Annotated in this window: 21 protein-coding genes; 12 read left to right on the forward strand and 9 right to left on the reverse strand. The window is 70.7% G+C overall.

The window, feature by feature from the left end; genetic code table 11:
- Positions 1–320 precede the first annotated feature (320 nt).
- The 5 genes from yidD to AB0O15_RS26170 all read left to right on the forward strand — a co-directional run bounded on the left by yidD (position 321) and on the right by AB0O15_RS26170 (position 5,883).
- Positions 321–566 carry a membrane protein insertion efficiency factor YidD gene (yidD, locus tag AB0O15_RS26150; protein ID WP_364323799.1) on the forward strand — a complete coding sequence of 82 codons (246 nt, stop codon included), beginning with the start codon at positions 321–323 and terminating at the stop codon, positions 564–566.
- A 21-nt stretch (positions 567–587) separates the two neighbouring features.
- The gene (locus tag AB0O15_RS26155; RefSeq protein ID WP_364323800.1) at positions 588–1,676 is read left to right on the forward strand and encodes a transporter substrate-binding domain-containing protein; all 1,089 of its coding nucleotides are present in this window, start codon (positions 588–590) and stop codon (positions 1,674–1,676) included.
- Positions 1,673–2,698, forward strand: coding sequence for a hypothetical protein (locus AB0O15_RS26160; RefSeq protein ID WP_364323275.1), 1,026 nt, complete (start codon positions 1,673–1,675; stop codon positions 2,696–2,698). The genes AB0O15_RS26155 and AB0O15_RS26160 overlap by 4 nt, the downstream gene beginning before the upstream one ends.
- A gap of 80 nt (positions 2,699–2,778) precedes the next feature.
- Positions 2,779–3,516: a Stp1/IreP family PP2C-type Ser/Thr phosphatase gene (locus AB0O15_RS26165; RefSeq protein WP_364323277.1), complete on the forward strand. Its 738-nt coding sequence runs from the start codon at positions 2,779–2,781 to the stop codon at positions 3,514–3,516.
- Positions 3,517–3,537: 21 nt separating this feature from the next.
- Complete coding sequence (locus tag AB0O15_RS26170; RefSeq protein ID WP_364323279.1) at positions 3,538–5,883, forward strand: EAL domain-containing protein; 2,346 nt, start codon at positions 3,538–3,540, stop codon at positions 5,881–5,883.
- A gap of 294 nt (positions 5,884–6,177) precedes the next feature.
- Here the strand turns inward: AB0O15_RS26170 and AB0O15_RS26175 are convergent, their stop codons facing one another.
- From AB0O15_RS26175 to hrpB, 9 genes are all read right to left on the reverse strand, one after another.
- Positions 6,178–7,395 carry a cytochrome P450 gene (locus AB0O15_RS26175; protein ID WP_364323281.1) on the reverse strand — a complete coding sequence of 406 codons (1,218 nt, stop codon included), beginning with the start codon at positions 7,393–7,395 and terminating at the stop codon, positions 6,178–6,180.
- Complete coding sequence (locus AB0O15_RS26180; protein ID WP_364323283.1) at positions 7,388–7,648, reverse strand: hypothetical protein; 261 nt, start codon at positions 7,646–7,648, stop codon at positions 7,388–7,390. The genes AB0O15_RS26175 and AB0O15_RS26180 overlap by 8 nt, the downstream gene beginning before the upstream one ends.
- 4 nt (positions 7,649–7,652) lie before the next feature.
- A complete protein-coding gene (locus tag AB0O15_RS26185) occupies positions 7,653–8,153 on the reverse strand; it encodes a hypothetical protein (RefSeq protein WP_364323285.1) in 501 nt (166 codons plus the stop codon).
- Positions 8,154–8,503: 350 nt separating this feature from the next.
- Positions 8,504–10,459, reverse strand: a complete 1,956-nt coding sequence (locus AB0O15_RS26190) for a response regulator (protein ID WP_364323287.1) — start codon at positions 10,457–10,459, stop codon at positions 8,504–8,506.
- Positions 10,452–10,901 (reverse strand): response regulator, encoded by a 450-nt coding sequence (locus AB0O15_RS26195; RefSeq protein WP_364323289.1) that lies wholly within the window; start codon positions 10,899–10,901, stop codon positions 10,452–10,454. Before AB0O15_RS26195 ends, AB0O15_RS26190 begins: the two co-directional genes overlap by 8 nt.
- A complete protein-coding gene (locus AB0O15_RS26200) occupies positions 10,898–12,130 on the reverse strand; it encodes an ATP-binding protein (protein WP_364323291.1) in 1,233 nt (410 codons plus the stop codon). The genes AB0O15_RS26195 and AB0O15_RS26200 overlap by 4 nt, the downstream gene beginning before the upstream one ends.
- A 235-nt stretch (positions 12,131–12,365) precedes the next feature.
- Positions 12,366–13,658: an ATP-grasp domain-containing protein gene (locus AB0O15_RS26205; protein ID WP_364323293.1), complete on the reverse strand. Its 1,293-nt coding sequence runs from the start codon at positions 13,656–13,658 to the stop codon at positions 12,366–12,368.
- Complete coding sequence (locus tag AB0O15_RS26210) at positions 13,655–16,870, reverse strand: amino acid adenylation domain-containing protein (protein ID WP_364323295.1); 3,216 nt, start codon at positions 16,868–16,870, stop codon at positions 13,655–13,657. Before AB0O15_RS26210 ends, AB0O15_RS26205 begins: the two co-directional genes overlap by 4 nt.
- Positions 16,871–17,109: 239 nt before the next feature.
- A complete protein-coding gene (gene hrpB, locus AB0O15_RS26215; RefSeq protein WP_364323297.1) occupies positions 17,110–19,623 on the reverse strand; it encodes an ATP-dependent helicase HrpB in 2,514 nt (837 codons plus the stop codon).
- Between the two features lie 227 nt (positions 19,624–19,850).
- Between hrpB and uraD the strand changes: the two genes are divergently transcribed.
- The 7 genes from uraD (at position 19,851) to AB0O15_RS26250 (ending at position 26,592) form a co-directional block, all read left to right on the forward strand.
- Complete coding sequence (gene uraD, locus AB0O15_RS26220; RefSeq protein ID WP_364323299.1) at positions 19,851–20,312, forward strand: 2-oxo-4-hydroxy-4-carboxy-5-ureidoimidazoline decarboxylase; 462 nt, start codon at positions 19,851–19,853, stop codon at positions 20,310–20,312.
- Entirely contained in the window at positions 20,299–20,661 is a 363-nt protein-coding gene (gene uraH / locus AB0O15_RS26225; RefSeq protein ID WP_364323301.1) for a hydroxyisourate hydrolase, read from the forward strand. The genes uraD and uraH overlap by 14 nt, the downstream gene beginning before the upstream one ends.
- A 3-nt stretch (positions 20,662–20,664) precedes the next feature.
- Positions 20,665–21,519 (forward strand): factor-independent urate hydroxylase, encoded by an 855-nt coding sequence (gene pucL / locus AB0O15_RS26230; protein ID WP_364323303.1) that lies wholly within the window; start codon positions 20,665–20,667, stop codon positions 21,517–21,519.
- A complete protein-coding gene (locus AB0O15_RS26235; protein ID WP_364323305.1) occupies positions 21,516–22,865 on the forward strand; it encodes an 8-oxoguanine deaminase in 1,350 nt (449 codons plus the stop codon). The genes pucL and AB0O15_RS26235 overlap by 4 nt, the downstream gene beginning before the upstream one ends.
- Positions 22,866–23,010: 145 nt before the next feature.
- Positions 23,011–23,796: a DUF1996 domain-containing protein gene (locus AB0O15_RS26240; protein ID WP_364323307.1), complete on the forward strand. Its 786-nt coding sequence runs from the start codon at positions 23,011–23,013 to the stop codon at positions 23,794–23,796.
- Positions 23,797–23,926: 130 nt separating this feature from the next.
- Entirely contained in the window at positions 23,927–25,456 is a 1,530-nt protein-coding gene (aceB, locus tag AB0O15_RS26245) for a malate synthase A (protein WP_364323309.1), read from the forward strand.
- On the forward strand, positions 25,456–26,592 hold the full coding sequence (locus AB0O15_RS26250) for an aldolase/citrate lyase family protein (protein ID WP_364323312.1): 1,137 nt from the start codon (positions 25,456–25,458) through the stop codon (positions 26,590–26,592). Before aceB ends, AB0O15_RS26250 begins: the two co-directional genes overlap by 1 nt.
- Positions 26,593–26,595: the final 3 nt, after the last annotated feature.

A 26,595-nucleotide genomic window follows, 5' to 3' on the forward strand; every position in this document is an offset into this window, starting at 1 on the left:
GCCCAAATGCCCTCAGCAGCCGCCGGCGGCACCGTTACCTGGCGGGAAGCCCTCGCGACCGAACCCGCCCGCACCGGCCTCTGGATCTGCGCACCTATAGGCACCACCCCTGGCCCGGGGGTGGGATCCCGACCGTCGCACCCATGCGCCACGATGGCTCCATGTCGTCATCACGCAGGCACTTGCCGTCGTGGCTCGGGGGCCACCGGCACGGCCATGGGCATAAGCGGAAGCGGAAGAAGGGCAGCTGGCTCGACGGCTGCGACTTCTGCGACTGTGATCTGCCCTGCTGCGACTTCGGCCTGCTGTCGACCTCGCTCCTGCTGGCCGCGCGGACGCCGCTGTCCGAGCGCGCCGCCACCACGGCCATCCGCGGCTACCGGCGCTTCTTCTCGCCCCGGGTGCCGGTGAAGTGCCGGTTCGAGCCGTCCTGTTCCGCCTACGCGCTCGAGGCGGTGACCCGGCACGGCACGCGCGCCGGGTTGCGCCTCGCCGCCGCCCGGCTGCGCCGTTGCCGCCCGGGTGTGCCGTACGGAACGCACGATCCTGTCCCGCACGACCGTTGAGGAGGCCGTGTTTTGGGTGAAGTGAGCCGCCGGACCTGGCTGCCGCGTCGTCGCGGCGACGAGGCGAACCCCGAAGACCTGCCCGCCGACCCGTTCCCGACCGAGCCGCCGCCGCCCGAGCCCGAGTCGGTGCCGATGGAGGCGCCGCCGAGGGTCACGCTGGCCGCTGTGCGCCTCGCCGCGCTCGGCCTGGCCCTGGTGCTGATGATCGGGATCACCATGGCCCGGCTGTTCGTCGGCGGGCCGCCGTCGGTCGAGGAGTTGCGGGCGCGGGCCGGGGTGGACAACTGGTCCACGATCGCCATCGGCGTGAAGGACGATCAACCCGGCACGGCCGAGCGTCGCGAGGACGGCACCTGGGCGGGGTTCGACATCGAGATCGCGTACATGATCGCCGAGGATCTGGGTTTCCGCCGGAGCGAGGTGCGCTTCTACGGGATGGAGAGCGAGGATCGGGCCCGGATGCAGGCCAACGACCCGGACGGCAAGCGGGTGCCGGTCCAGATGGTGGTGGCCAGCTACAGCATCACGCCGGAGCGGGAGGCCCGTGACGAGGTGACGTTCTCCCAGTCGTACCTCTACACCGAGCAGTCCGTGCTCACCCTGCACGGCCACGAGAAGGTGTCGGCGCTGGAGGACTTCAAGGGCAAGGACGTCTGCACACTGTCCACTGCGACCAGTGCCTCCGCGCCGGAGAAGGCGGGGGCGATCACCCACCAGCGCAATCGGATCAGCGAGTGTATCGACGACCTGCGCCACAGCCTGGTCGACGCGGTCACCACCGACTCGGCGATCCTGGCCGGGTACAAGGCGAGGTACCCGCGGGACTTCGACCACTGGGACCTCGGCCTCGACACGACCGAGCGGTGGGGCGTCAACGTGGGCCAGAACGAGGCGCTGAAGACCCTGGTCGACCTCACGCTCTACCGCTCGCTGAAAGATCCGCAGGACAACCGGTGGGAGGTCGCCTACGAGAAGAACTTCCAGTCCGAGGTGCTGGCGAACAACCGGAAGATCAACACGGTGAACACCCCGATCGCCCAGGCACAGCAGCCCGACGTCGAGAAGCCGCGGGTGCGTGAGCAGCCGTGGGAACGGGTCTTCCCGTGACCGACATCTACGTCAAGGACGGCGGGGTCGCGCCCCGGCGCCGGCGGGCCCAGCTCAACTGGCTGCTCACCGCGCTGCCCGCGTTCCCGCTGGTGCTGCTGGTCCTGCGGGTCTGGTACCTGAGCCGGCAGGACCTGCCGACCATGCTGCTGCTGGTGCAGTACATCAGCCCGCTCGGCATGATCAGCGCGCTCGGCATCACGCTGATCTGGGCGGTGCCCGCGGTCATCCTGGTGCTCCGGGTGCTCGGCGGGATGCTGCTGGTCAGCGCGCCCGCCGAGGCCGGCCGGTCGCTGCTCGCGGTGACCGCGCTGCGGATGCCCGACTGGGTGGTGCTGCTGGCCGCCGGGCTGGCCGGGCTCACCTGGCAGTTGCGGCTGCTGCCGGTGCTGCTCATGCTGGTCGTCGCGATCATGGGTCTGACCGCGTTGCAACGCTTCCAGGCCGACCGGTGGCTGATCCCCTGGGTCACCGTGGGGGTGCCGATCGCGGCCGGGTTCCTGGTGCTGGTGTTCGTGGCGCCGGGCATCCGGGAGGCGCTCGCGGTGGGCGAGTACGACACCGCGCTGCTCCTCGGCGTACCCCCCTTGCTTGGTCCTTTCCTCACCGGGCCGGTGCCGTCGCGGGCCGCCCGCTTCGCCACCCACTGGCCCGCGGTCGGCGCCACCCTGATCGCGCCGCTGGTGGTCGGGCTGCTCTTCCTCCGCGCGCCGGTGCTGCCGAACAGCGCCGTGGAGATCGGGCCCGAGGGCGGCAAGGTCACCGATGTCGTACGCGGCCAGCTGATCGCCGTCGACGACACCTCGACCACCGTGCTGGGCCGCGGCGGCCAGGTCACCTTCCTGTCCAACGATCAGGTCCGGTCCAAGACGCTGTGCCCCGAACCGGTGCACGGCCCGGACAGCGTCGTGGTGGTGCGCGGCTGGGCCGCCGAGGCCTCCGCGCTCACCTGGCTGGCGCCCGTGGTGCCCGCCACCGACATCGATCCACGCTGCCTGGGCCGCCCGCTCGCGCCCAGCTGACAACGATTTCCTCGGCGGCATCCGCGCCACGCCGCCGACCGGCTAGAGACACGGTGGACATGACCTGGCAAGCTTCCGCCATGACCTTGCACCTCCGGTGGGCGGCCGTCACCGACCAAGGACGCGTCCGCAGCAACAACCAGGACGCTTTCTACGCCGGTGACCGCCTCCTCGTCGTCGCCGACGGCATGGGAGGGATGGCCGCCGGCGACGTGGCCAGCCGCCTCGCTGTCGACGCGATGGCCTCGCTCGACGTGGCGATCGACAACGAGCAACAGATGGATGCTCTGCACAAGGCGCTCGAGGCGGCCAACGGCCGGATCGCCGAGACGGTCGCCGAGGACACCGCCCTGCAGGGCATGGGCACCACGCTCACCGCGGTCATCTTCTCCGGCGACCGGGCGGCGCTCGCCCACGTCGGCGACTCGCGGGCCTACCTGCTGCGCGACGGACGGCTCAACCAGCTCACCAAGGACGACACGTACGTCCAGATGCTCGTCGACCAGGGCCTGATCCGGCCCGAGGAGGCGGCCGCGCACCCGCGGCGGGCAGTGGTCACCCAGGCGTTACAGGGCGAACCGGTCAGCCCGTCGTACGTGATCGTGGAACCGCAGCCCGGCGACCGCTGGCTGCTCTGCAGCGACGGGCTCACCACCGTGGTCTCGCCGGAGGCGATCGAGGCCGTGCTGCTCGAGGTGGCCGACGCCCAGGACTGCTGCAAGCGGTTGCTGGCGCTGGCGCTGGAGGGCGGCGGGCCGGACAACATCACCGTCATCGTCGCCGATCTGACCAGCGAGAACCAGGCCGACCTGGGGTAGGTTACACCGGTCGTAGTGGCGATGACCGGGGTCCGGTTGGTGGTGATGACGACGGCGCGGCTGAGCACCACGCGGATGCTGCCCGTGGCGGTGGCGCTGATCGCGCTCATTGTCGCGGCCGGTGAGTTCGTCGTACCCGCCGGTGACGGCCGCCGTGTCTACCACGTCCTCATGCAGCTGATCGTCGGCGTCGCGGCCGCGGTCGTCTGCCTGACCATGGCCACCCGCCGCGAGGACGCCGGGCGGCGCTGGCGGCAACTCGTCGGCATCGGGCTGGCCGGCTGGGCCGCGATGCGGCTGTGGTGGCTGATCCGCGCGTTCGCCGACCCGGACGGCCTGGCCCGGCTGCGGCCCGGCGACGTCGGGTTCCTGGTGCTGCCCGCGCTGATGTTCGCCGGGCTCCTGATCGGCGCGGCCGCGTTGCCCCGGCCGGTACCGCTGCCCGGACGCCGCGACCTGGTCATCCTGGTCATCGACAGCGTGCTGCTGGCCGGGTCGCTGATCGCGCTGGTCTGGTCGCTGGTGCCGGAGCGGGTGTTCGAGCAGGGCGGGCGGACCCCGGCGGTGCTCGCGCTGGCCGTGGCGTACCCGGTCGCCGATCTGATCCTGATCGCGATGGCCGTGCTGATGCTGATGATGCGGCAGGGCGGCGGCGCGGTCCGGCGCCAGCTCCGGCTGATCGCCGCGGCGCTGGCCGCCTTCGGCGTCGCCGACACGTTGCGGCTGTTCGACCTCGGCGCGGACGGGCTCAACCCCGCCGCGGCGGCCGGGGCGCTGCTCGGGCCGGCCCTGCTCGCGCTGGCCGCGCTGGCGCCCGGGGCCGCGCCGGGCGACCTGAACCTGGCCCGGCGCGAGCGAGACTGGCTGCACCTGCTGCTGCCGTACGTCCCGGTGGTGGCGACCGGGGTGGTGATCGCGGTCCGCACCGGCACCGGCGGGCAACTGACGTCGTTCGAGGCGTACCTCGGCTGGCTGGGTCTCGGTCTGGTGGTGGCCCGGCAGATGTTCACGATCGTCGACAACCTGGTGCTGCTCTCCCGGGTCACCGAGGGGCAGCGGCGGATGCGCCACCAGGCGTACCACGACCCGCTGACCGGGCTGGCCAACCGGGCGCTGTTCCGGGAACGGCTGGACGCCGCGCTCACCGCCCGCAGCGCCCACGGCGGCCCGCTGGCGCTGCTCTTCGCCGACCTGGACGACTTCAAGCTGATCAACGACAGCTTCGGGCACGCCATGGGCGACCGTCTGCTCCGCGCCATCGGCGAGCGGCTGCTCGGCGTGGTGCCCTCCGGCGACCTGGTGGCCCGGCTCGGCGGGGACGAGTTCGCGGTGCTGCTCGACCATCGCGCGGCCGACGCCGAGCTGATCGGCAACCGGATGCTGGCCGTGCTGCGCGAGCCGTTCCCGATCGACGGCCACACCATCGGGGTCGGCGCGAGCATCGGCCTGGTGCTGCCCGAGCCCCACGACCGCGACCTGACCGCCGACACGTTACTGCGAAGAGCAGATGCCGCGATGTACGCCGGGAAGCGCCGCGGCAAGGGAACGATGGCGCGCTACTCCGGTGGCGCCGACGGCGGCCCGCACGCCGACCTGCCGCACCAGCTCGCCCAGGCGCTGGCCGGCGACCCGTCGGCGGCCGGTTTCGAGGTCTACTACCAGCCGATCGTCCGCTTCACCGACGGCGTCACGGTGGCCGTCGAAGCCCTGGCCCGCTGGAACGACCCGGTCGCCGGGTTCGTCGACCCGGACGTCTTCGTGACCGTGGCCGAACGCACCGGCCTGGTCGGCGCGATCGACGACTTCGTGCTGGACCGGGCCTGCGCCGACGCCGCCGTGCTGGCCAACATCTACGGCCGGCCGATCGACGTGCACGTCAACGTGTCGGCGGCCCGGTTCTGCCAGCAGGGCCTCGATTCCGCGGTGCTGGCGGCCCTCGACCGGCACGCCGTGCGGCCGTCCCGGATCGTCGTCGAGATCACCGAGACCCGGCGGATCCCCGACCTGCCGCGGGCCATCGAGGTGGCCACCCGGCTTCGGGCCGCCGGGGTGCGGCTGGCCCTGGACGACTTCGGCAGCGGCTACAACGCGCTGGCCCAGCTGCATTCGCTGCCGGTGGACATCGTCAAGCTGGACGCGACCCTGACCGACGTCGAGGTGTCACCGGAACGCTCCGAGGCGCTGTGCCGGTCGGTGCTGGCGATCTGCGAGTCGCTGGGGCTGACCGTGGTCGCCGAAGGGATCGAGACGGCGCCGCGGGCGCACGCGATGGCTTCGATGGGATGCCCGCTGGGGCAGGGTTATCTGTTCGGCCAGCCGGTGCCGCCCCATCGTCTCGGCGAACCGGCCCACCCCCTGGTCTCGTAGACCGGCCAGGTGTTGAGCCGCCGTCCCCCTGGTCGCGCATGAAGTCGAGATGAGCTTCTGTACTAGTGACATTGATCAATAGGGTTTGTAGGCCGGAGGGATGAGATATCCCGCAGCATCGGTAACGCGGATGCTGCCGCAAACTACCGCTAGGCCCGCTTCCACATTCGCCACCGGGGCCGGCGCCCCGGAAGCGAATGTGAAACAGAACCTGGCCGAGCGGGCCCGGTCCTCTCCATCACCGAGGACGAGCCCGCTTCCCGGCAGCCGGCCTCAGCACCCTCCGCACGTCGCTCAGAAGGTGACGTCCAGAGAGGAGAGACGGTGGCCGAGCGGCGGGGTCGGCTGCCAGGCCGGAGACCGGTACGCCGGCGCGATGTCCGGGCAGCGGTCCAGCAGGATCCGGAAGCACTCGTCGGTCTCCATCCGCGCGAGCGCCGCGCCCAGGCAGTAATAGGTGCCCATGCCGAAGGCGAGGTTCCGGCCACGCTTGCGGTGCAGGTCGAAGGTGTCCGGGTCGGTGAAGTGCTCCGGGTCCCGGTTGCCGGCCATCAGCGCCAGGTAGACGCGCTTGCCGGGCGGGATCGGATGACCGTGCAGCTCGATCGGCTCGGTGACGGCCCGGCCGATCACGCTCGCCGGGCCGTCCAGGCGCAGCATCTCCTCGACCGCGAGCGGCGTCAGGTCCGGGTTCTCCTTGAGCAGCGCGAGCTGGCCGGGGTTGTCGAAGAGCAGCACCAGGCCGTTGGCGATCAGGTTGGCGGTGGTCTCGTGGCCGGCGAAGAGCAGCAGCACGCAGTTGGCCACCGCCTCGTCCTCGGTGATCTGCCCCTCGGCCTCGGCGGCGACGAACATGCTCAGCACGTCGTCGCGCGGTTCGATGCGGCGCTCGGCGGCGATCACGCGCAGGTAGTCGTGCATCTCGAGCATGCTGCGCTGGGCCTGGCGCAGGCCCGGCACGTCTCCGTTGCCGAAGACCGCCAGGATGTCACGGGACCAGAGCTGCAACCGCTCGCGGTCGCTGGTCGGCATGCCGAGCATCTCGGCGATCACGTTCGCCGGCAGCGGGTACGCGAGGTCGCGTACGACGTCCATCCCGCCCTTGCCGGCGACCGCGTCGAGCAACTCGTTGGTGATCGCCCGCACCCGTGGCCGCAGCCGGTCCACCATGGCCGGGGTGAAGTAGCGCTTGAGCAGTTGCTGGAAGCGGACGTGCTCGACCGGGTCGGTGTGTCCCATCCACATCTCGATGGACCGCCGGACCGGGGCCAGCTCCTCCTGTTCGGCCGGCGTCAGGCGCAGCAGGCTCTGCGTCATGTTGGCGGTGTCCATCCGCTTGTCCCGCAGCGCGGCGACGATGTCCGCGTGGCGGGTGAGCAGGTATCCGTCGAACTGCGGGAGCCGAGCGAGCGGACTCTCCGCGCGCACCCGGTGCAGGAAGGCGTTCGGATCCGCCTGCACCTCGGGGGTGAAGACGTCGTAGTCCCGGATCGTCGCGGTTTGATCACTCATGGCCGCGATTCTGCCTACTTCGGTGATCCATCTCCATGCCGGAATCCGCAATGGACGATAAACCGCAGCTGAGGCGTGTTTCATAGCCCGGCCCAGCGATCTGCTCCTCGCGCGGCACCTCTTTACGTACATGAGGTTTCTGCTTCCCGGCCTCATCGAGCGTGGTGGACGCGATCATCAGCGCCGCCGAGCTGCGCCCACGGATCATCGAGGAGATCGAGCACGGCAGGAAGCTGACGGCCGGGGAGGCCACCCGCTCAGGAGCGTTCGAGGCGGCGCGCCAGATAGCGCCCGGTCGCGCTGTTCCGGGCCTCGGCGATCGTGGCGGGAGGGCCGGTCGCGACGACCTGGCCGCCCGCGTCCCCACCGCCCGGGCCGAGGTCGATGACCCAGTCGGCGCCGGCGATCGTGTCCAGGTCGTGCTCGACCAGAACGACGGTGTTGCCGGCGTCGACGAGTCGGTGCAGTTGCCGCAGCAGCAGCGCGATGTCCGCGGGGTGGAGTCCCGCGGTCGGCTCGTCGAGCAGGTAGAGCGCGTGGCCGCGGCGGGCCCGCTGCAACTCGGTGGCAAGTTTGATGCGTTGGGCCTCGCCACCGCTGAGCTCGGTCGCCGGCTGGCCCAGCCGCAGGTAGCCCAGCCCCACCTCCCGGAGCGTCTCGAGGCTCCGGGAGGCGGCCGGCAGGCGGGCGAGGAACTTGGCGGCGTCGTCGACGGACATCGCCAGCACGTCCGCGATGTTCTTGCCGCGGTAGGTCACCTCCAGCGTCTCCGCGTTGTACCGCGCGCCGTGGCAGGCCGGGCACGGGGCGTACGTCCCGGGCAGGAACAGCAGCGCGAACTGGGTGCCCGCGACGCCGTTGAGGCTGGCCTGTTACCGCTGGTCGTCGTGTTGGTGCTGGCCGGCGGGTGCGCCGAGCCGCGGCTGCCGATCACCTGGCGGCCGCTCGATGAGGCCGGGCACAACGGCCTGCGTCATCGCGCGGGAGGCCGTCGAAGGCGATCGCGGGTCCGGTGCAGAGGTATGGGCGGCGATCCGCGATGAGGCTCTCCGCTCCGATCGGAACTTCGTGCGGGATCGGGCCGAAACCCTGGATCGCGACATCCAGACTACCGCCGGTCCGACGCGCTGTTCAGCGTCGTCTGGATCTGCCGCAGGAGCGTGTCGGCGCTGAACGGCTTGTCGATGATCGGCACTCCCTCGGGAAGCTCGCGGTCGCCGTCGGCGGTGTAGCCGGACATGAAGACGATGTGGATCGAGGGACGGACGGCGAGCACCGTCCGGATGAAGTCGAGGACGGGCATTCCGGGCATGATGACGTCCGACAGGAGGAGGTCGAACGACAGTGTGTGGTCGTGGACGAGCCCTAGCGCTTCTTCTCGGGTGGCAGCGTCGGACACCTCGTATCCGCCGCGGGTCAGCACCCGTCGGGTGATGGTCCGGATGTCGTCGTCGTCCTCGACCACGAGGATTTGTTCGCCTCGGCCTGCGCGTGCTTCGCCGGCTGGCCCGTCCGGTGCGGTCGTGGGTGCCGGCGGGTCGGCGGCCGGCAGGTAGACGGTGATGCGCGTTCCCGCACCCGGTGCGGAGTCGACCGTGATCGCGCCGTACGCCTCCTGGACGGCGCCGTAGACCGTCGCCAGGCCGAGGCCGCTGCCCTGACCGGTGCTCCTGGTGGTGAAGAACGGTTCGAACGCCCGCTGCTGGACCTCCTCGTCCATTCCGCAGCCGGTGTCGGCGACGGTGAGACACACGTAGCGCCTCGATGGTGGCTGGTTGCCGATGGCGGTGGCGGGCACGTGATTCGAGCTTGCCGTCCGGATGACGAGATGTCCTCCCTCCGGCATCGCGGCGCGCGCGTTGACCACCAGGTTCATGATGATCTGTTCCAGGCGGCTGGGGTCGATGGTGACGAATTCGAGATCCGGCCGCAGATCGGTGCTGAACTCTATGTCCTCTCCGATCGTCCGGCGCAACAGTCGCTCGATCTCGCCGACCACGTCATTCAGGTTCACCACGACGGGATGCGACGGTTGCAGTCGGCTGAAGATGAGCAGCTGGCGGGTCAGAGCGGCGGCCCGCCGGGCGGCATGGTCGATGTTTTCCAGGTCCGGACGGCACGGATGGTCGGGGCCGAGTTCGTCGAGCACGAAACTGGTGTAGCCACCGATCACGCCGAGGAGGTTGTTGAAGTCGTGCGCGACGCCGCCGGCGAGCTGGCCGAGGGAGTCCAGCCGTTCCACCTGGTGCAGCTTCCGCTCGAGTTCCTGTCGTTGCTCGGCGGCCTCGACCTGTTCGGTGATGTCTCGGAGAATGCCCTCGACGGCGGTCGGTACGCCGGCGTCGTACACCGTGACGAGCCGCTGTTCGGCATAGGCGCGACTGCCGTCGGGCCGCGACCAGCGCAGGGTGAGGGGACCGTCCGGCGGCGACTGCCAGGACCGCCGCATGAGGTCGCGGTCTTCCGGTTCCAAGATGTTGAAGAGCAGTTCCGGCTGCTCGTACAGCTCGTCCGGCAACAGCCCGGTGACCGTGGCTATGGCGGGGCTGATGTATTCCAGTGCGGGTACCGGGCCGGGCCGGAATCGGAACAGCACGTCTTGGAGGTTCTCCGCTACCAGCCGGAACCGTTCTTCGCTGTCGCGCAGCGCCGCCTGTGCTCGCCGCCGATCCTGGCGGTCGCGTGCTTCGCGCAGCTCGCGTTGCACTGCGGGACCGAGGCGAGCGAGTTTGTCTTTGAGTACGAAGTCATGTGCGCCGGCACGCATCAGCGCGGTGGCGGACTCCTCGCCGATCTGACCGGAGACGACGATGAAAGGCACATCCAGTCCGGTTTCACGGAGCAACCGCAGCGCCGCCTCCGCGTTGAACGCGGGCATCCCGTTGTCGGAGATCACGATGTCGGGTGCCTGGTGGAGTAGAGCGGCGGACATCGCCTCGGCGGTCTCGACGCGTTCGTAGGCGACGCGCAGACCGGTGCGGCGCAGACGGTTAGCCACGAGGACGGCGTCGTCTTCGCTGTCCTCGATCAGCAGCAGCCGGATGTCGTCCGGCTCGTCAGTCATGAAGCCGTCCCGCCGGTCGGTTCACCAGCAGCCAGTACATGCCCAGCACGCGCACCGCCTCCAGGAATTCGTCGAAGGCGACCGGTTTCCGTACGAAGCTGTTGGCTCCGAGGTCGTAGGTGTTCACGATGTCGCGTTCCTCGGTCGACGTGGTGAGGACGACCACCGGCAAATACTTGGTACGGGGATCGGAGCGGATGCTGCGCAGCACCTCCAGGCCACTGACCTTGGGCATGTTCAGGTCCAGCAGTACCAGTGCGGGCAGCGCATCGGTGCGGCCTGCGGGCGGTTCGCCCGGCGGGAACAGGTGCCGCAATGCCTCCTCGCCGTCGGCGGCGATCTCCACGGGGTTGGTGATGTTGTTCTTTCTCAGCGCACGTAACGTGAGAGTCACGTCGTCCGGGCTGTCGTCGATGATCAGGATCTTGCCGTCGACGGTCATGGCTTCCCCTTTGCCCCGCTCATCAGGTTGAAGTAGAACGTCGCGCCGTGGCCGACCTCGGCCTCAGCGAAGATGTGGCCACCGTGACGTCGGACGACGCGAGCCACGATCGCGAGCCCGATGCCGGTGCCCTGAAAGTCGGCGGTCGTATGCAGCCGCTGGAAGGCATCGAAGAGCTTGTCGGCATAGGCCATGTCGAAGCCCACGCCGTTGTCACGTACGAAGAAGAAGGTCTCACCGGAGCGGACGGCCTGGCCCACTTCGATGACCGCGTCGGGCCGTTTGCCGGTGAACTTCCAGGCGTTGGCCAGAAGATTCTGGAGGGCGAGCCGTAGGAGTTGAGGATCGGCTTCAGCGACAAGGCCGTCCGGGACGACGAGCGTGACATCGCGGGGCGGATCGGCCGCCCGCAGCTCGGTCACGACGTCCTGGCTCATCGCCGTGAGGTCGATCTCGCGGCGCTCCAGGTCGGCTCGGGTGGCCCGGGACAGACTGAGCAGGTCGTCGATCATCCGGCCCATGCGTCCCACATTGCGCTGCAACCGGCGCAGGTAGTCCTTGCCGCCGTCGTCGAGAACGTCGCCGTAGTCCTCGAGCAGCGCGTCGCTGAACCCGTGCAGTGAGCGCAGCGGCGCCCGTAGATCGTGCGAGACCGAGTATGCGAACGCGTCGAGTTCTTTGTTGGACGCCTCCAGCTCAGCCGTGCGCTGCAGAACCCGGGTCTCGAGGCTCGCGTTGAGTCGTCGTACCTCGTCCTCGGCGCGCTTACGCTCCGTGATATCAGTGGAAATGCCACACACGGCGTAAGGGTCGCCGGCGCTGTCGAGCACGGGAAACTTGACGGAGATGTAGGTGCGCTCGCCGTCGATGCCCTCCGCTGTCTCCTCGTACTGGACCGACTTGTTCCCCGCCGCGACCCGGAGATCGTTCTGCCGCAGCTGGTCTGCGAGTTCGGCGGGGAAGACGCCGTGGTCGGTAAGGTTGATCACGTGGTCTCGGGTGACCCCGAACAACCGCTCCCACTCCTTGTTGACGAGCAGGTACTGGCCGTTGTCGACCCGCTTCATGTAGATGTTCGACCCGGTGTTGTCAATCAGCTTCTGTAACTGGTTGTGACTGGCGGCCGCCTCGTCCTGTGCTTCGACACGGGCTCGGTCCGCGCGCCTGACGATGTTCAACGCGTACAGCCCGAAACCGCCGAGCACGGCCACCTGGGTGGCGATCAGCATCGCGGTCGACCGGTCGGCGTGGTCGAAGACGAGCAGGCAGCCGAGCGCTGAGCTGGCCACAACGGCGGCCGCCAGCGCTCGGCGCAGCGCCGCCGGGGCCGCCCGGGCGAGGAGTTGCCTCAGGACCGCGATGCCTCGTGGCGGCCGAGGCTGCGCGCTGACCGCAGGACTCGTTGACATGGCGGCCCCCGGTTACGCACTAGCTACGGTGAAATGACGCTACCACCCTGCGTAATCAGGCCGTCTCAGTTTCCGGGCTGCCGGACGAGTTCTCGTACTCGATGTGCAGGGTCCGGTCGACAAGGTCCACCAGGCGCCGTACTTCTTGGTGAGCCGACGCGGACCCGTGCACGATGCCCAGATACGTGAGCGTGCCCTGCCGCCAGTCCAGTGCCGCACCCGGCTCCACGAAGATCTCGATGAGGTGGATACCGGTGGCGCGGCCGAGTTCGTCGAGCCCGTCGAGACGCCGCAACGCGACCGCGTCCATGGGCGGAGTGAGAAAGTACTGGAACGCGTGCCGCCGGTACGCCGTGGGCGGCGGCGGGGGGCAGGGCCGCCCCAGGGCTATTGTCAGCGCGGCCCGTACGAGGTCGAATCCACGTGCGCGTCGCACCAGATCGGCGACGTATCCGCCGAGCCGGCCGTTGACCTCGATGATCCGTGGACCGTCAGGGGTGAACTTGATCTCCGTGTGGGTGATTCCGTGCCGTACTCCGAGGGCCGCGAGAGCCGATCCGGTCAGTGTCAGCACTTCCTCCCGCCGGTCCTCGCTCAGCGTGCTGGGCACCACGTAACCCGTCTCCCTCAGTGGTGGGGCGAGGGGGAACTTCCCGGTCACCTCGACGTGCCGGATGTCGCCGTGCGAGGTCATCGACTCGACCGAGACGTAGTCGGCCCAGTCCGCTCCGGCGACCGAGGAGTCGCCGGCCAGCAGCTGCTCGACGACGAAATCGATGCCGGCGCCCCCTGCCGCCGGATCCGTGAAAGCCCGGTACCGTCCGGCGGCCTCCTGCCGGCTGCGGACCGTGCAGGTGCGTGCGCTGGCCGCGCCGTGGCGGGGCTTCAGAACCGCCGGAAGACCGACCGCGTCCAGAGCCGGATCAAGGTCAGCGAGATCGCGTACGATGCGGCATTCGGTGTGCTGCACGGATGACTCGGCGAGTATCCGGCGTTGCGTGTACTTGTCGGTCACCGCCGCAGCGGTGTGCACGTCGAGGAAGGTCAGACCGAGACGATCGGCGAGGGCAGCGGTCCGCCTGATCTGGCTCTCGCTGAACGTGACAATGCCGGCGAGGCCCGCGCATTCCGGTAGGGCGAGAATCTCGTCGTCGGTCAGGCCGGTGATGTCACCGACCTGTGCCAGCGTACGAAGCTCGTCGAAGAGCGGCCGGACGTGAGGCAGGTCCCGGTCGCACAGGAAGACGATCTCGGCCAGGGCGCGGGCGGAGGCGAGGATGCTCATCGGGCTGGCGGAGCCGAAATCGAGCACGACAGCCAGCCGGGGCAGCCGTTCCGGGCTGGTCATGCCGTTCCGTGGCGCGAGCCGGTGATCTCCCGGCCGGCGCCGGGGGCCGGGAAATACCCGCACCGCTGGAAGAAGCGCACGTAGTGGTGCAGCAGCGCGGCATCGACCGGAGGCGTCGAGAGGGCCGATCCCGCCAGCGCCCTCTCGGCATTGCTCCGAGCGAAACGGGGGAAGTGCGCGGTGAAGTACATCTCCTTGACCACGAGACCGCTGCGCGGGCACCGATCAACCCAGAGCGGCACGAACGGGGTGAACGGGTGCCGGGGGTTGTCGGCGACGAACGCCACCGCCCGGTTCACCCACTCGTCGAACGGCAGCGTGCGGATCCGGTAGCCCTGCTCACGTAGGACCTCGGTCATGTCGGGCAGCGTCGCCGGCCTCGGATTGGTCAGATGATAGGTGCGTGTCTCCCGGGTACGGGTCAGCGCGATGTGCACGATCTGCGCCGCCAGCACGTCGACCGGCACAAGATCGAGCGACAGTTCGATGTCCGGCGCGATGAGCGTGTCGACGATCAGCCGCAGCAACGCGCACGTGGCGTTCTCCAGATTCCACGCCCCGTGTGCTAGATCGCCGGACACCTCGTACGGACGGTGGATCCCAACCGGCAGTCCATCGCGTGCCGCACGGCGCAGCACTGTCTCGGCCACCCACTTGGTCTCGGTGTAGCCCATGAACAGGTACTCCGGGTAGGCCAGCGGCGTGTCCTCGGCCACGTCACGCACCCCCGCCGCCCCGAAGCCGGCCAGCACAGCCAATGTGGACACGAAATGCACGGGGATGCGCCTCGGCATCGCGAGTCGCACGATCTCCCGTGTGCCGCCGACCGTGACCGGCGCCAGCTGGGAGTAGGGGTAGGTGAAGTTCACGTAGGCGCCGGCGTGCAGGACGAGACCCAACCGATCGGCCAGCCCGTCGAACTCCGCGGCCGACAGCCCGAGACGCGGACGACCGAGGTCGCCGGCCAGCGGACGCACCCGGTCGGCGGGAAGATCGCCGAGCCCGTACCGCTGCTGCCCATCCACCAACCGGCGTCGGGCCCGGTCCTCGTCGGCCGCACGGACCAGGCAGTAGACCTCCGCATCGGTGTTCGTCAGCAACCGGCGTAACAGATAGCCGCCGAGGAAACCGGTGCCACCGGTCAACAGAATCGCCCCGCCCTGGAAGCGCCGCGGCGCGATGATCCGGTCGTGATCGGCCGGCGACCGTGGCCGAGCCACCAACGGCGGCGGGCCGTCCGGCCCCGGGATGGTCCCGAACTCGGCGTCGAGTCCGCTCTCACGCCGGAAGTCGGGATCCAGCGCGGCGCTGTTCTGGTCGAGGAGGCCGGTCCGCGCCTCCTGCACCGCGGCCGCGCAGGCGGCGAGGGTCGGGTCGGCCAGCAGCCGCGAGGTCAGGAACCGGCCCTGGGACCGATCGACACCGAAGATCGTCTGTAACCGGACGAACAGGCGCGCCGCCAGCAAGGAGTTGCCGCCCAGGTCGAAGAAGCTGTCCTCGAGACCGACCGCGTCCGGCTCCACGTCGAGGACTTCCGCCCACAGCCGCGCGAGACCCACTTCGATCGGTGTCCCCGGCCGGCGGACGGCCGACGAATCGCTGTCCGCGCGGTCCGTGCCACGCGAAGTGCCGGACGCGAGCACCGCGAGCGAGGACCGGTCGACCTTGCCCGTGGCGGCCAGCGGAAGGCGGTCCAGCGGGACGATCCGCGCGGGGAGCATGAAGTGCGGGAGGCGGGCGGCAAGGAACGCCCTGAGTTCCGGCACTGTCACTCCTCCCGGCTCGCTCACCGTTCGGTCCGGCGCCGAGCCGCGATCCGGCTGGTAATAGGCGACGATCATCCGCGTGTCCGGGTCGTCGCCGGTGACCACGACGGCCGCGGCGGCAACACCGTCCGCGCCGGCGAGAACCGCCTCGATCTCGTCCAGCTCGACCCGGAAACCGCGGATCTTCACCATCCGGTCCCGGCGGCCGAGGAAGTCGATGTCGCCGTCCGGCAACCAACGAGCCCGGTCACCGGTACGGAACAGTCGCGCGCCGGGGCGGCGGCCCAACGGATCCGGCACGAACCGCTCGGCGGTCAGCGCGGGATCATTGACGTATCCCAGCGCGACGCCGTCGCCGCCGACCCAGAGCTCGCCTTCGACGCCGACCGGCACCGGCCTGCCATCATCGTCCAGGATGTGGCAGGTGGAGTTGGCCACGGGGCGTCCGATCGGAATCCGTGCCGTCCCCTCCGGCACATCGGTGATGTGGCGGGTCGTCGAGAAGGTGGTGTTCTCGGTCGGTCCGTAGCCGTTGAGCAGCCGCTCCGGCGGCGCGCCGGCCAGCACCCGTCGCACCAGGGCCGTGTCGAGCACGTCGCCACCCGCGATCAGGCAGCGCAACCCGGCGAACATGCCCGGCAGAGTCCGCGCGCACTGGTGGAACACGCCGGCGGTCAGCCACGCGACCGTGACGCCGGCACGTGTGAACAACTCGTCCAGCCGAATCGGATCAAGCAGGGTGGCCTGGTCCACGATCACCAGTCGGGCGCCGTTGAGCAGCGCGCCCCAGATCTCGAACACTGACGCGTCGAACGCCGGATGGCCGGTGTTCGAGATCCGATCGGCCGGAGTGATCCGAAGGTGGTCGGCGCCGACCACGAGCCGTGCGACGGCGCGATGCGGCACGGCAACGGCCTTCGGCACACCGCTCGACCCGGAGGTGAACATGATGTAGGCCAGATCGCCACCGCCGGTTGCGTGCCGCGGCGGCCTTCCCTCGAAATGGTCCGTGGCGGCGACCGAGGCGACATCCTCCAGGATCCCCGCGGTGCCCGGCAATCTGATCACGTGCCGGATTCCGACCTGTTCGATCAACGTCCTGAGCCGGCCGGCCGGATCCTCAGGATCCAGCGGCACGTAGGCCGCACCGGCCTTCATGATGGCAAGCATCCCGGCCGGCGCCTCGGCGCACCGCTCGCCCAGCAGGCCCACGGTGCCGCCGGCCCGCACCCCGGCCTCGGACAGCCGGGCGGCCAACGCGTCGGACCATCGATCGAGTTCCGCGTACGTGACACAGCGATCGCCATCGACCACCGCGGTCGCGTCCGGACACCTCGCCACCTGCCGCGCGAACAGATCCACGATCGAGGAATCATCGGGGTAGTCGGTCACCCGGCCGGACCAGTGGGCCGGCGGTGGCACAGCGCCGGATTCGTCAACAGTCATGGTCAGACCTCCGCCTCACCTCGAGCACTGGCTGTACGCCTGCGCTCAGGCCGACGACCCACTTCACCAGCCCTTTCCTCATGTTGTGGGGCATGCATGGCTTTTGTGAAGGCAAGTCCTTCGATCGAACTACGACCGTCCACGCCGGCCGAGCGGCTGAGCGTCGGCGGCCACTCCGTGGACCTGTTCGGCCCGGCCGTGGAGGTGGCGGAGCGGATGGGTTGCTCCACATCGCATGGTCAGCGGCGGTGAGGGCGGTTGGTCCGGGCCGTCGGCGCGGCAGTGGTCGGGTCCTCGGGCCAGGGGTGCCGGGGGTAGCGGCCGCGCAGCTCGGCGCGGACCTGCTGGTAGCCCGAGGCCCAGAAGGAGGCCAGGTCGGCGGTCACCGCGACCGGCCGGCCCGCGGGGGACAGCAGGTGCAGCAGCACCGGGATGCGCCCGTCGGCCAGGCGGGGCGCGTCCCGCCAGCCGAAGGTCTCCTGCAGCTTGACGGCCAGCACCGGCGCCGCCGGGTCGGCGTAGGACACCCGGACCCGCGAGCCGCTCGGCACCGGCAGCCGCTCGGGCGCCACGTCGTCGAGGCGGCCGGCCACCGACCAGGGCAGCAGCCGGCGCAGGGCGGTGGCCACGTCGATGCGGGCCAGGTCGGCGCGGCGGCGGGCGCGGGTCAGGTCGGGGCCCAGCCAGTGCTCGGCGGCGGTCAGCAGCGACTCGTCGTCGACCGCCGGCCACGGGTCGCCGAGGGCCGCCCGCGCGAAGGCCAGTCGCTCCCGGAGGTCGGTGGCGGTGCGGCTCCAGGTGAGCAGGCCGAGGCCGTCCTTGCGCAGCCCGTCGAGCAGGGCGGCGCGGAGCTTCGCCGGGTCGGGCCGGTCGAGCCGCCGCTCGGTGAGGACGATCGCGCCGAGCCGGTCGACCGACCGCGCCACGACGTCGCCGTCGACCCAGGCGATCTCGGTGGCTGAGCTTCGCAGGGTGGCGGCGGCTTCGCGGGCGGCGACTTCGTCGATGGGTACGGCCGACCGGATCCGCGCACTCCGCGCTCCCGCATCCCGGTCCGCGGCCGCGACGACCAGCCAGGCCGCCCCGGCGAGCGGACTACCCACGGCCAGATCCGCAGCCGTTCCCCCGGCCATCAGATAGGTCCGCCCGCCCGGCTCCCGCACCCGGGCCACCCGCTCCGGGAACGCCAGCCCCACCACCAGCCCGGCCGCCACATCATCAGCCATCGCACCGCCCGCTTCCGAGGCGCCCGCGCCGCCCTGCCCGCCGCCCGCTTCCGAGGCGACCGGTGCCGGGGTGGGCGGGATGGCGGAGGTGAGGCGGCGGACCTCGGTTCGCCAGGTCGGGGTGTTGTCGCGGCGGGACTGGCGCCAGGCGGCCAGGAGGTCGTCGCCGGCGGTGCGGTTCTCGTCGAGGACGGCGACGATCTCGGCGGCTCGGCGCCGGCCGACCAGAGGGGCGCCGTCGAGCAGGGCCCGGGCCAGGCGGGGGTGGATGCCGGCGCGGGCCAGAGCGTGGCCGCGTGAAGTGGGGCGGCCGTCTTCGGCGACCGCGCCCAGGTCGTGCAGGGTGGTCATCGCCGACTGCAGGGCGCCGGGTGGTGGCTGGTCGGGAAGGGCCATCCCGGCGCCGGTCGGGTGGCCCCACAGGGCCAGGTCCAGGGCGAACGAGGTCAGGTCGGCGGTGGCGATCTCGGGTTCGGGGTGGGCCGGCAGGCGGTGGTGCTGGGCCTCGGACCAGCAGCGGAATACGACTCCGGGCGCCTCGCGGCCGGCCCGGCCCGCTCGTTGTTCGGCCGAGGCCCGGCTCACCGGGACCGTGACCAGGGCGCCCAGGCCGCGGGAGTGGTCCATCCGCGGCACCCGGCTCAGGCCGGCGTCGACCACGACCCGGACGCCGGGGACGGTGAGGCTGCTCTCGGCGACCGCGGTGGCCAGGACGATGCGGCGGCGCGGGCCGGGGCGCAGGGCGGCATCCTGGTCGGCGGCGGACTGGCGGCCGTGCAGCGGGATCACGTCGGCGTCGAGGCCACGCAGCAGGCCGGCCACCGTGGTGATCTCGCGGACCCCGGGCAGGAACACCAGCACGTCGCCGGGGGCGGTGACACCGCGGACGACCGTGGCGATGTGATCGAGGAGGCGTCCGGACCCGGGCGGCGTCCACCGGATCTCGACCGGGAACATCGGCGCGGTGGCGGTCACCACCGGCGCCGACAGCAGGTCGGACAGGCGTTCGGTGGCGGCCGTCGCCGAGGTGGCGATGAGCTTCAGGTCGGGGCGGAGCGTCTCGCGCACCTCGGTCAGGAAGGCCAGGGCCAGGTCGGCGTCGAGATGCCGTTCGTGGCATTCGTCGAGCATGACGGTGGCCGTACCGGACAGCTCGGGGTCTCGTTGCAACCGCCGCACCAGAACGCCGGTGGTGACCACCTCGATCCTGGTCTCGGCCGAGGCCCGGCGGTCGCCGCGCACCGAGTAACCGACCACGCCGCCGACCTGGGTGCCGAGCAGCGAGGCCATCCGCCGCGCGGCCGCCCGGGCCGCGACCCGCCGCGGCTCGGCGACCACGATGCGCCCGGCGACCGCGAAGGAGGGCAGGTCGGCGGAGGAAGAGAGGCCGGCCAGGACGAGTGGCACCAGGGTGGTCTTGCCGGTGCCGGGTGGCGCGACCAGCACCGCGGCTCCCCGCGAGGTCAGCGCCTCGGCCAGAGCGGGCAGCGCGGAGCGGACGGGCAGGTCGGGCAAGTCGAGCGGCACCGGCACAGTCTGGCGCACGTCCGTGAAATGGCGGGGAAACAGGTGCGTCTCACCGCCCGGGTTTGCTTTGATCGAGGCCGGAGACTGCGACCATCGAGGCCGGAGACTGCGACCATCGAGGCCGGAGATTGCGACCATCGAGGTCGAGGATTGCGGCCATCGAGGCCGGAGGCTGCGACGATCGACGCCCAGGACCGAGGACGGCGAAGTGCGAAGGGAAGGCGCGGATGCGGGAGCCGACTGAGCAGGAGCTGCTGGCCTGCTGCGCCACGCCGGCCTGGGCCGGGGCGATCGCGGCCGGTCGCCCGTGCCCGGACCGGGCCGCTCTTGAGACCGCGGCCGCGACCGCCGCAGATGCCTTGAGCTGGGACGACGTGGCGCAGGCCCTGGCCGCGCACCCGCGGATCGGCGACCCCCCGAAGGGCGACAGCCAGGAGGCGGCGTGGTCGCGGCGGGAACAGCAGCAAGCCCGGAAGAGCCCGGAGCTGATCGAGGCCAACCGGGCGTACGAGCAGCGCTTCGGCCGTGTCTTCCTGATCTTCGCGAGCGGCCGCACGGAGGACGAGATCGTGGCCGCGGCCAACGAGCGGCTGGGCCATGACGAGGCCACCGAACGGCGCGTGACGCAGGGGGAACTCAAGAAGATCGCCATGTTGCGCCTGGGGAGGCTGCTGGATGCCCTCGAATGACGGTACCGAGCCGGAGATCCACGCGCGGATCTCCACGCACATCCTGGACACCGTCGCCGGTGAGCCGGCCCGCGGCGTCTACGTGCGGCTGGAGCGCCGGGACCACGACGGCTGGCGGACGGTCGACGAGGGCGACACCGACACCGACGGGCGGCTGCGGTTCCGGGTGCCGATGCACGACTGGCAGGCCGGCGGTTACCGGCTGCTGTTCTATGTGGAGCCGTACCTGAAGGGCGAATCGTTCTTCCCGGAGATCACGGTTGCGTTCCACGTGCACGACCCGGCCCGCCACTACCACGTGCCGTTGCTGCTCAGCCGCTATGGCTACACCACCTATCGAGGGAGCTGACGCGTGGCGATCACGCTCGGACCGAACCGGTACGGCAAGGCGGAGGTGCGCCTGGTCCACGTCGGCCGCGACAGCGCCACGCATGTGCTCACCGACCTCAACGTCAGCGTCGCCCTGTCCGGCGACCTCGCCGCGACGCACGAGACGGGCGACAACCGCGGCGTCCTGCCCACCGACACGATGAAGAACACGGTGTACGCCTTCGCGCGTTCGCATCGCGACGAGCTCGCCCAGCCCGAGGAGTTCGGGCTGCGACTGGCGCGCTACTTCATCGCCACGCAGCCACAGATCAAGGGCGCGACGATCACGATCCGGGGGTACGGGTGGGAGCGCCTCGGTCCGCACTCGTTCCGGCGGCGCGGCGACCACATCGAACTGACCATGGTGACCGTCGTGGGCGACCAGGAGCAGGTCGTCGGCGGCATCGAGGGCCTGGTCCTGATGAACACGACCGACTCGGAATTTCACAGTTTCCCGCGCGATCGTTACACGACGCTGCCCGAGACGACGGACCGCATCCTGGCGACCGAGGTCAACGCCAGGTGGCGGCTGGCTGAGCGAAAGAACGTTCGCTCTCTCATCGAGCGAGCGCTGACGGACGCGTTCGTGAACACCTACAGCTATTCGTTGCAGCAGACGCTCTACGCCATGGGCAAGGCCGTGCTGGAGCAGTGCCCCGAGGTCGCTGAGATCCGGCTGGCCCTGCCCAACAAGCACCACTACCTGGTCGACCTGAGTCCCTTCGGGCTGGACAACCCGGGCGAGGTGTTCCAGGCCGGCGACCGCCCGTACGGCCTGATCGAAGGAACCGTGACCCGCGACGACGCGCCACCGGCCCTGGAAGCGTGGCATTCGTGATCATCATCGAGAACGTGGCCGTCGCGACGGTCGACGCCGACGGCACCGAGTACGCCGACGGGCACGTGGTGGTCGGCGACGACGGCCGGATTCTCGCCGTCGGTCCCGGCCACGCGGGCCGCTACCAGGGCAAACAACGACACGTGGACGGCACCGGGGGTCTGGTCACGCCGGGCCTGGTGAACACGCACCATCACCTCTACCAGTGGGCGACCCGCGGCCTGGCGCTCAACGACACCCTCTTCGGTTGGCTGACCACGCTCTATCCGATCTGGGGGCGGCTGGACGCCGAGGTGGTCGGCGCGGCGGCCGGCGCCGGTCTGGGCTGGCTGGCGCTGTCCGGCTGCACGACCAGCATGGACCACCACTACGTCTTCCCCCGCGACGGCGGCGACGTGCTGGCCGCGGAGATCGAGGCGGCCCGGCTGATCGGGTTGCGCTTCCACCCGGCCCGCGGCTCGATGGACCTGAGCCGGAAGGACGGCGGCCTGCCGCCGGACAACGTGGTCGAGGACACCGACGAGGCGCTCGCGGCGACCGAGGCGGCCATCGACCGCTGGCACGATCCGTCGGACGACGCGATGCTCCAGATCGCGGTGGCGCCCTGCTCGCCGTTCTCGGTGACCGAGCGGCTGATGAGCGAGGCGGCCACGCTGGCCCGGCGCAAGGGCGTACGCCTGCACACGCACCTGGCCGAGACCGACGACGAGGAGGCCTTCTGCCAGGAGCGGTTCGGCTGCACCCCGGTCGAGTACGCGGAACGTCTCGGCTGGCTCGGCGACGACGTCTGGCTCGCGCACGGCGTGCATCTGGACGACAAGGCGATCGAGCGGCTGGGCGCGACCGGCACCGGGGTGGCGCACTGCCCGTCGTCGAACGCCCGGCTGGGTGCGGGCATGGCCCGGGTCCGCGAGCTGCTCGACCACCGGGTGCCGGTCGGTCTGGGTGTGGACGGCGCCGCCTCGCAGGAGGTGTCACATCTGGGCGCCGAGCTGCGGCAGGCGCTCTACACGGCCCGGCTGCGCGGCGGTCCGGGGGCGCTGGACGCCCGCGAGGCGCTGCGGATGGGCACCATGGGCGGGGCGCGCTGCCTGGGCCGGTCGGACCAGATCGGTTCGCTGGAGCGGGGCAAGCTGGCCGACCTGGTGCTGTGGAAGCTGGACGACCTGGGTCACGACGGCATCGACGACAGGGTGGCGGCGCTGGTGTTCGGGCCGCCGGCCGAGGTGGAGCTCGCGCTGGTGGGTGGGCGTCCGGTGGTGGAGCGTGGCAGTCTGGTGCACGCCGACGCGCGTGAGCTGGCCCGGGAGGCGCGGCGCGTGGCCCGCAAGTTAAGGAAGACTTAAACCGGAAAGCAGTTATCGAATGGCTGCTCCGCAGCCACCTGCGACGCAGAAAAGTGTTATTCCTAAGTCTTTCTCCGCAGCTTGATACAGCTCTTGGTGATTCACATACTCCCTGGTGAGAAACCCGCAGGGAGGGAATACGGCAATGCCGAGAAAGAAGACCAGGCTGATTCTGGCCGCAACGATTACCGGCGCCTTGGCGGCCAGTGTGATCGTGGTGGCGAACGCGGGCGCCGACACGGTCGCGACGCCCGGGCGGGTCGAGGCCGAGAGTTCTGCCGCGCAGTCCGGCGCGCAGGTGGAAGGCACGTCGGACACCGGGGCGGCGGCCGATCCCGCATCGACGCCGCCGACCACACCCGCCAGTTCTCCGCCGGCCACCGGTGACGGCTGGGTGCCCATCGACCAGGCCAAGTGGGACAAGCAACTGGCCGAGTACGAGGCCACGCCGGCCCAGCCCGTCCCCGCGGGCAACGTCCGGGTGCCCGAGTTCAACGCCTCCTGCACGATCAGCCACCGCCGGCCGGACGACCCGATCGTCTTCCCCGGCATGCCCGGCGCCTCGCACCTGCACACGTTCTGGGGCAACAAGAGCGCCGGCGCCGCCACCACCAACGAGTCGCTGTTCGCCAACCCGGCCACCACCTGTGACCCGGCGGACGACGACTTCTCGGCCTACTGGATCCCCACGCTGCTGGAGAACGGTCAGCCGGTCGACCCGCACGGCGTGACCGTCTACTACGGCTCGCGCCTCAAGGACCCGACCGCGACCAAGCCGTTCCCGGAAGGGTTCCGGATGATCGTCGGCGACGCCAAGCGCCAGGTCGACACCCCGAAGGGCGCACCCGCCCAGTTCTGGTGCGCCGGGGCGGGCGGCGAGACCGGCCGCAGCACCGACGGCAACTGGCCGGTCTGCGCCGGCGGTTTCTAGGACCTCCGTTCCCCTCCGGAAAGGCAGCGGCCTCCGCATCCCCAGAGACTTCGGTCTCGCGGAGGCCGCTGCCCCGTTCTGCCGTTACGGTGAGGGGGAGATCCGCAGTCCGTGAGGGGAGCACTCCGTCGTGACCGAGATCCTGTCCGCCGAGGCCGTGGCGTTCGTCGAAGACCTGAACCGGCGGTTCCGGCCGCGGCGCAACGAGCTGCTCGCCGCCCGCGCCGAGCGCCGGGCCGCGATCGCCGCCGGGACGCCCCTCGACTTCTTGCCCGAGACCGCGGCGATCCGGGCCGGCGACTGGACGGTCCCGGCCGCGCCGCCCGCGCTCACCGACCGGCGGGTCGAGATCACCGGCCCGACCGAGCGGAAGATGACCGTCAACGCGCTCAACTCCGGCGCCAAGGTCTGGCTGGCCGACCTGGAGGACGCGAACACACCGCACTGGGCCAACGTGGTCGACGGTCAGCAGAACCTCTACGACGCGATCCGCGAGACGGTCACCCTTCAGACCGACAAGAAGACGTACGAGCTGAACGGCGGCCCGTACCCCACGATCGTCATGCGTCCCCGCGGCTGGCACCTGGACGAGCGCCACCTGACGGTCGACGGCGAACCGGCCGTCGGCGCGCTGGTCGACTTCGGCCTCTACTTCTTCCACAACGCCCGGGAACTGCTCGACCGCGGCCGCGGACCCTACTTCTACCTGCCCAAGATGGAGTCGCACCGCGAGGCGGCCCTGTGGAACGACGTGTTCACCCACGCGCAGGAGACGCTCGGCATCCCGGTCGGCACGATCCGCGCCACCGTGCTCATCGAGACGATCCCGGCCGCGTTCGAGATGGACGAGATCCTGCACGCCCTGCGCCCGCACATCTCGGGGCTGAACGCCGGCCGCTGGGACTACCTGTTCAGCATCATCAAGTACTTCCGGGACAACCCGTCGATGGTGCTGCCCGACCGCGCGTCGGTGACGATGACGGCGCCGTTCATGCGGGCGTACACCGAACTGCTGGTGTCGACGTGTCACAAGCGCGGCGCCTTCGCGATGGGTGGCATGGCGGCGTTCATCCCGTCCCGGCGCGACCCGGCGGTGAACGAGGTCGCGCTCGGCAAGGTGCGGGAGGACAAGGAACGCGAGGCGGGCGACGGCTTCGACGGGTCCTGGGTGGCGCACCCCGACCTCGTACCCGTCTGCACCGAGATCTTCGACCGGGTCCTCGGTGACCGGCCCAACCAGGTCGAGCGCCGCCGCGACGACGTGTCGGTGACCGCCGGCCAGCTGCTCGACGTGGCCGCCACCCCGGGCTCGGTGACCGAGGACGGGCTGCGCGGCAACGTGTCGGTCGGCCTGCAGTACCTGGAGGCGTGGCTGCGCGGGAACGGCGCCGTGGCCATCAACAACCTGATGGAAGACGCGGCCACGGCCGAGATCTCGCGTTCGCAGATCTGGCAGTGGATCCACAACGGCGTCACGCTGCCCGACGGCACGCCGATCACCGCCGAGCTGGTGCAGCGCATCGAGGACGAGGAGCTCGCCAAGATCGCGCCGGGGCCGGGCAACCGCTTCGACGACGCCCGCAAGCTCTTCGAACGGGTCGCGCTGGCCGACGACTTCGCCGACTTCCTCACCACCGCGGCGTACGACAGCATCGACTGATGCGCCTCGACGACGGCGACTATCGGCAGATCGACGAGCTGCTCGCCGATCACGACGCGTTCCTGAAAGCTCGTTACCCGGGTGAGCGCGCGGGCCGCCAGCCGGTACACACCGTGTACGTGCCGGCCGACCAGGTCACGCCCGACCTGGTCGACGGGTGGCGGGCTTCCGCGCTGGCGGCCCTGCACGGCCAGGAGTGGCCGTTCGGCCACGTCGAGCAGGTCGAGGCCAAGCTGCGCGCGGAGCCGATCGAAGACCTGCGGGTCGACCTCGAGGACGGGTACGGGGTGCGTGACGACGCGACCGAGGACGCGGCGGTGAAGTCGGCCGCCGCCGCGCTCCACGAGGGCATCCGGGTGCCGTTCGCCGGCATCCGCATCAAGTCGCTGGAGGCGGCCACCCGGCGCCGCGCGCTGCGCACCCTCGACCTGTTCCTGACCGCCTACGGTGAGCCGTTCACGATCACGTTGCCCAAGGTGAGCGGCCCGGCCCAGGTTCACGCGATGGTCGCGCTGTGCGACCGGCTCGACCGGGCGTACGGGACCACGCTGCACTTCGAGATCCAGGTGGAACTGCCGGCGGCGGTGCTCGGGGCCGACGGCGCCGCGACGGTGGCCAAGCTGATCACGGCGGCCGAGGGGCGCTGCTCCGGCCTGCATTTCGGCACCTACGACTACAGCGCCGCGGCCGGTGTCGCGGCGGCGTACCAGTCGATGGACCACCCGGCGGCCGACCACGCCAAGGCGGTGATGCAGGCGGCCGCCGCACAGACCGGCGTGCGCCTGAGCGACGGCTCGACCAACGTTCTGCCGGTCGGGTCGCCGGCCGAGATCCGCGCGGCCTGGGAGCTGCACCACCGGCTCGTCCGGCGATCGCTGGAACGCGGCTTCTACCAGGGCTGGGACCTGCACCCGGCCCAATTGCCGACCCGTTACGCCGCGGTCTACGGCTTCTACGCCGACGGCCGCGACGCCGCGATCAGCCGGCTGCGCCGCTACCTCGACCGCCAGTCCGGCGGCATCGCGGACGAGCCGGCCACCGCCCGCGCCCTGGCCGGATTCCTGCTGCGCGGCCTCGACTGCGGCGCACTCACCGACGTCAGCTTCACCCGCGAGGAACTGCTCGCCTTCGTCTGAACC

Origin of the sequence: Actinoplanes sp. NPDC089786 (assembly GCF_040684855.1) — a bacterium.
Lineage (GTDB): Bacteria > Actinomycetota > Actinomycetes > Mycobacteriales > Micromonosporaceae > Actinoplanes.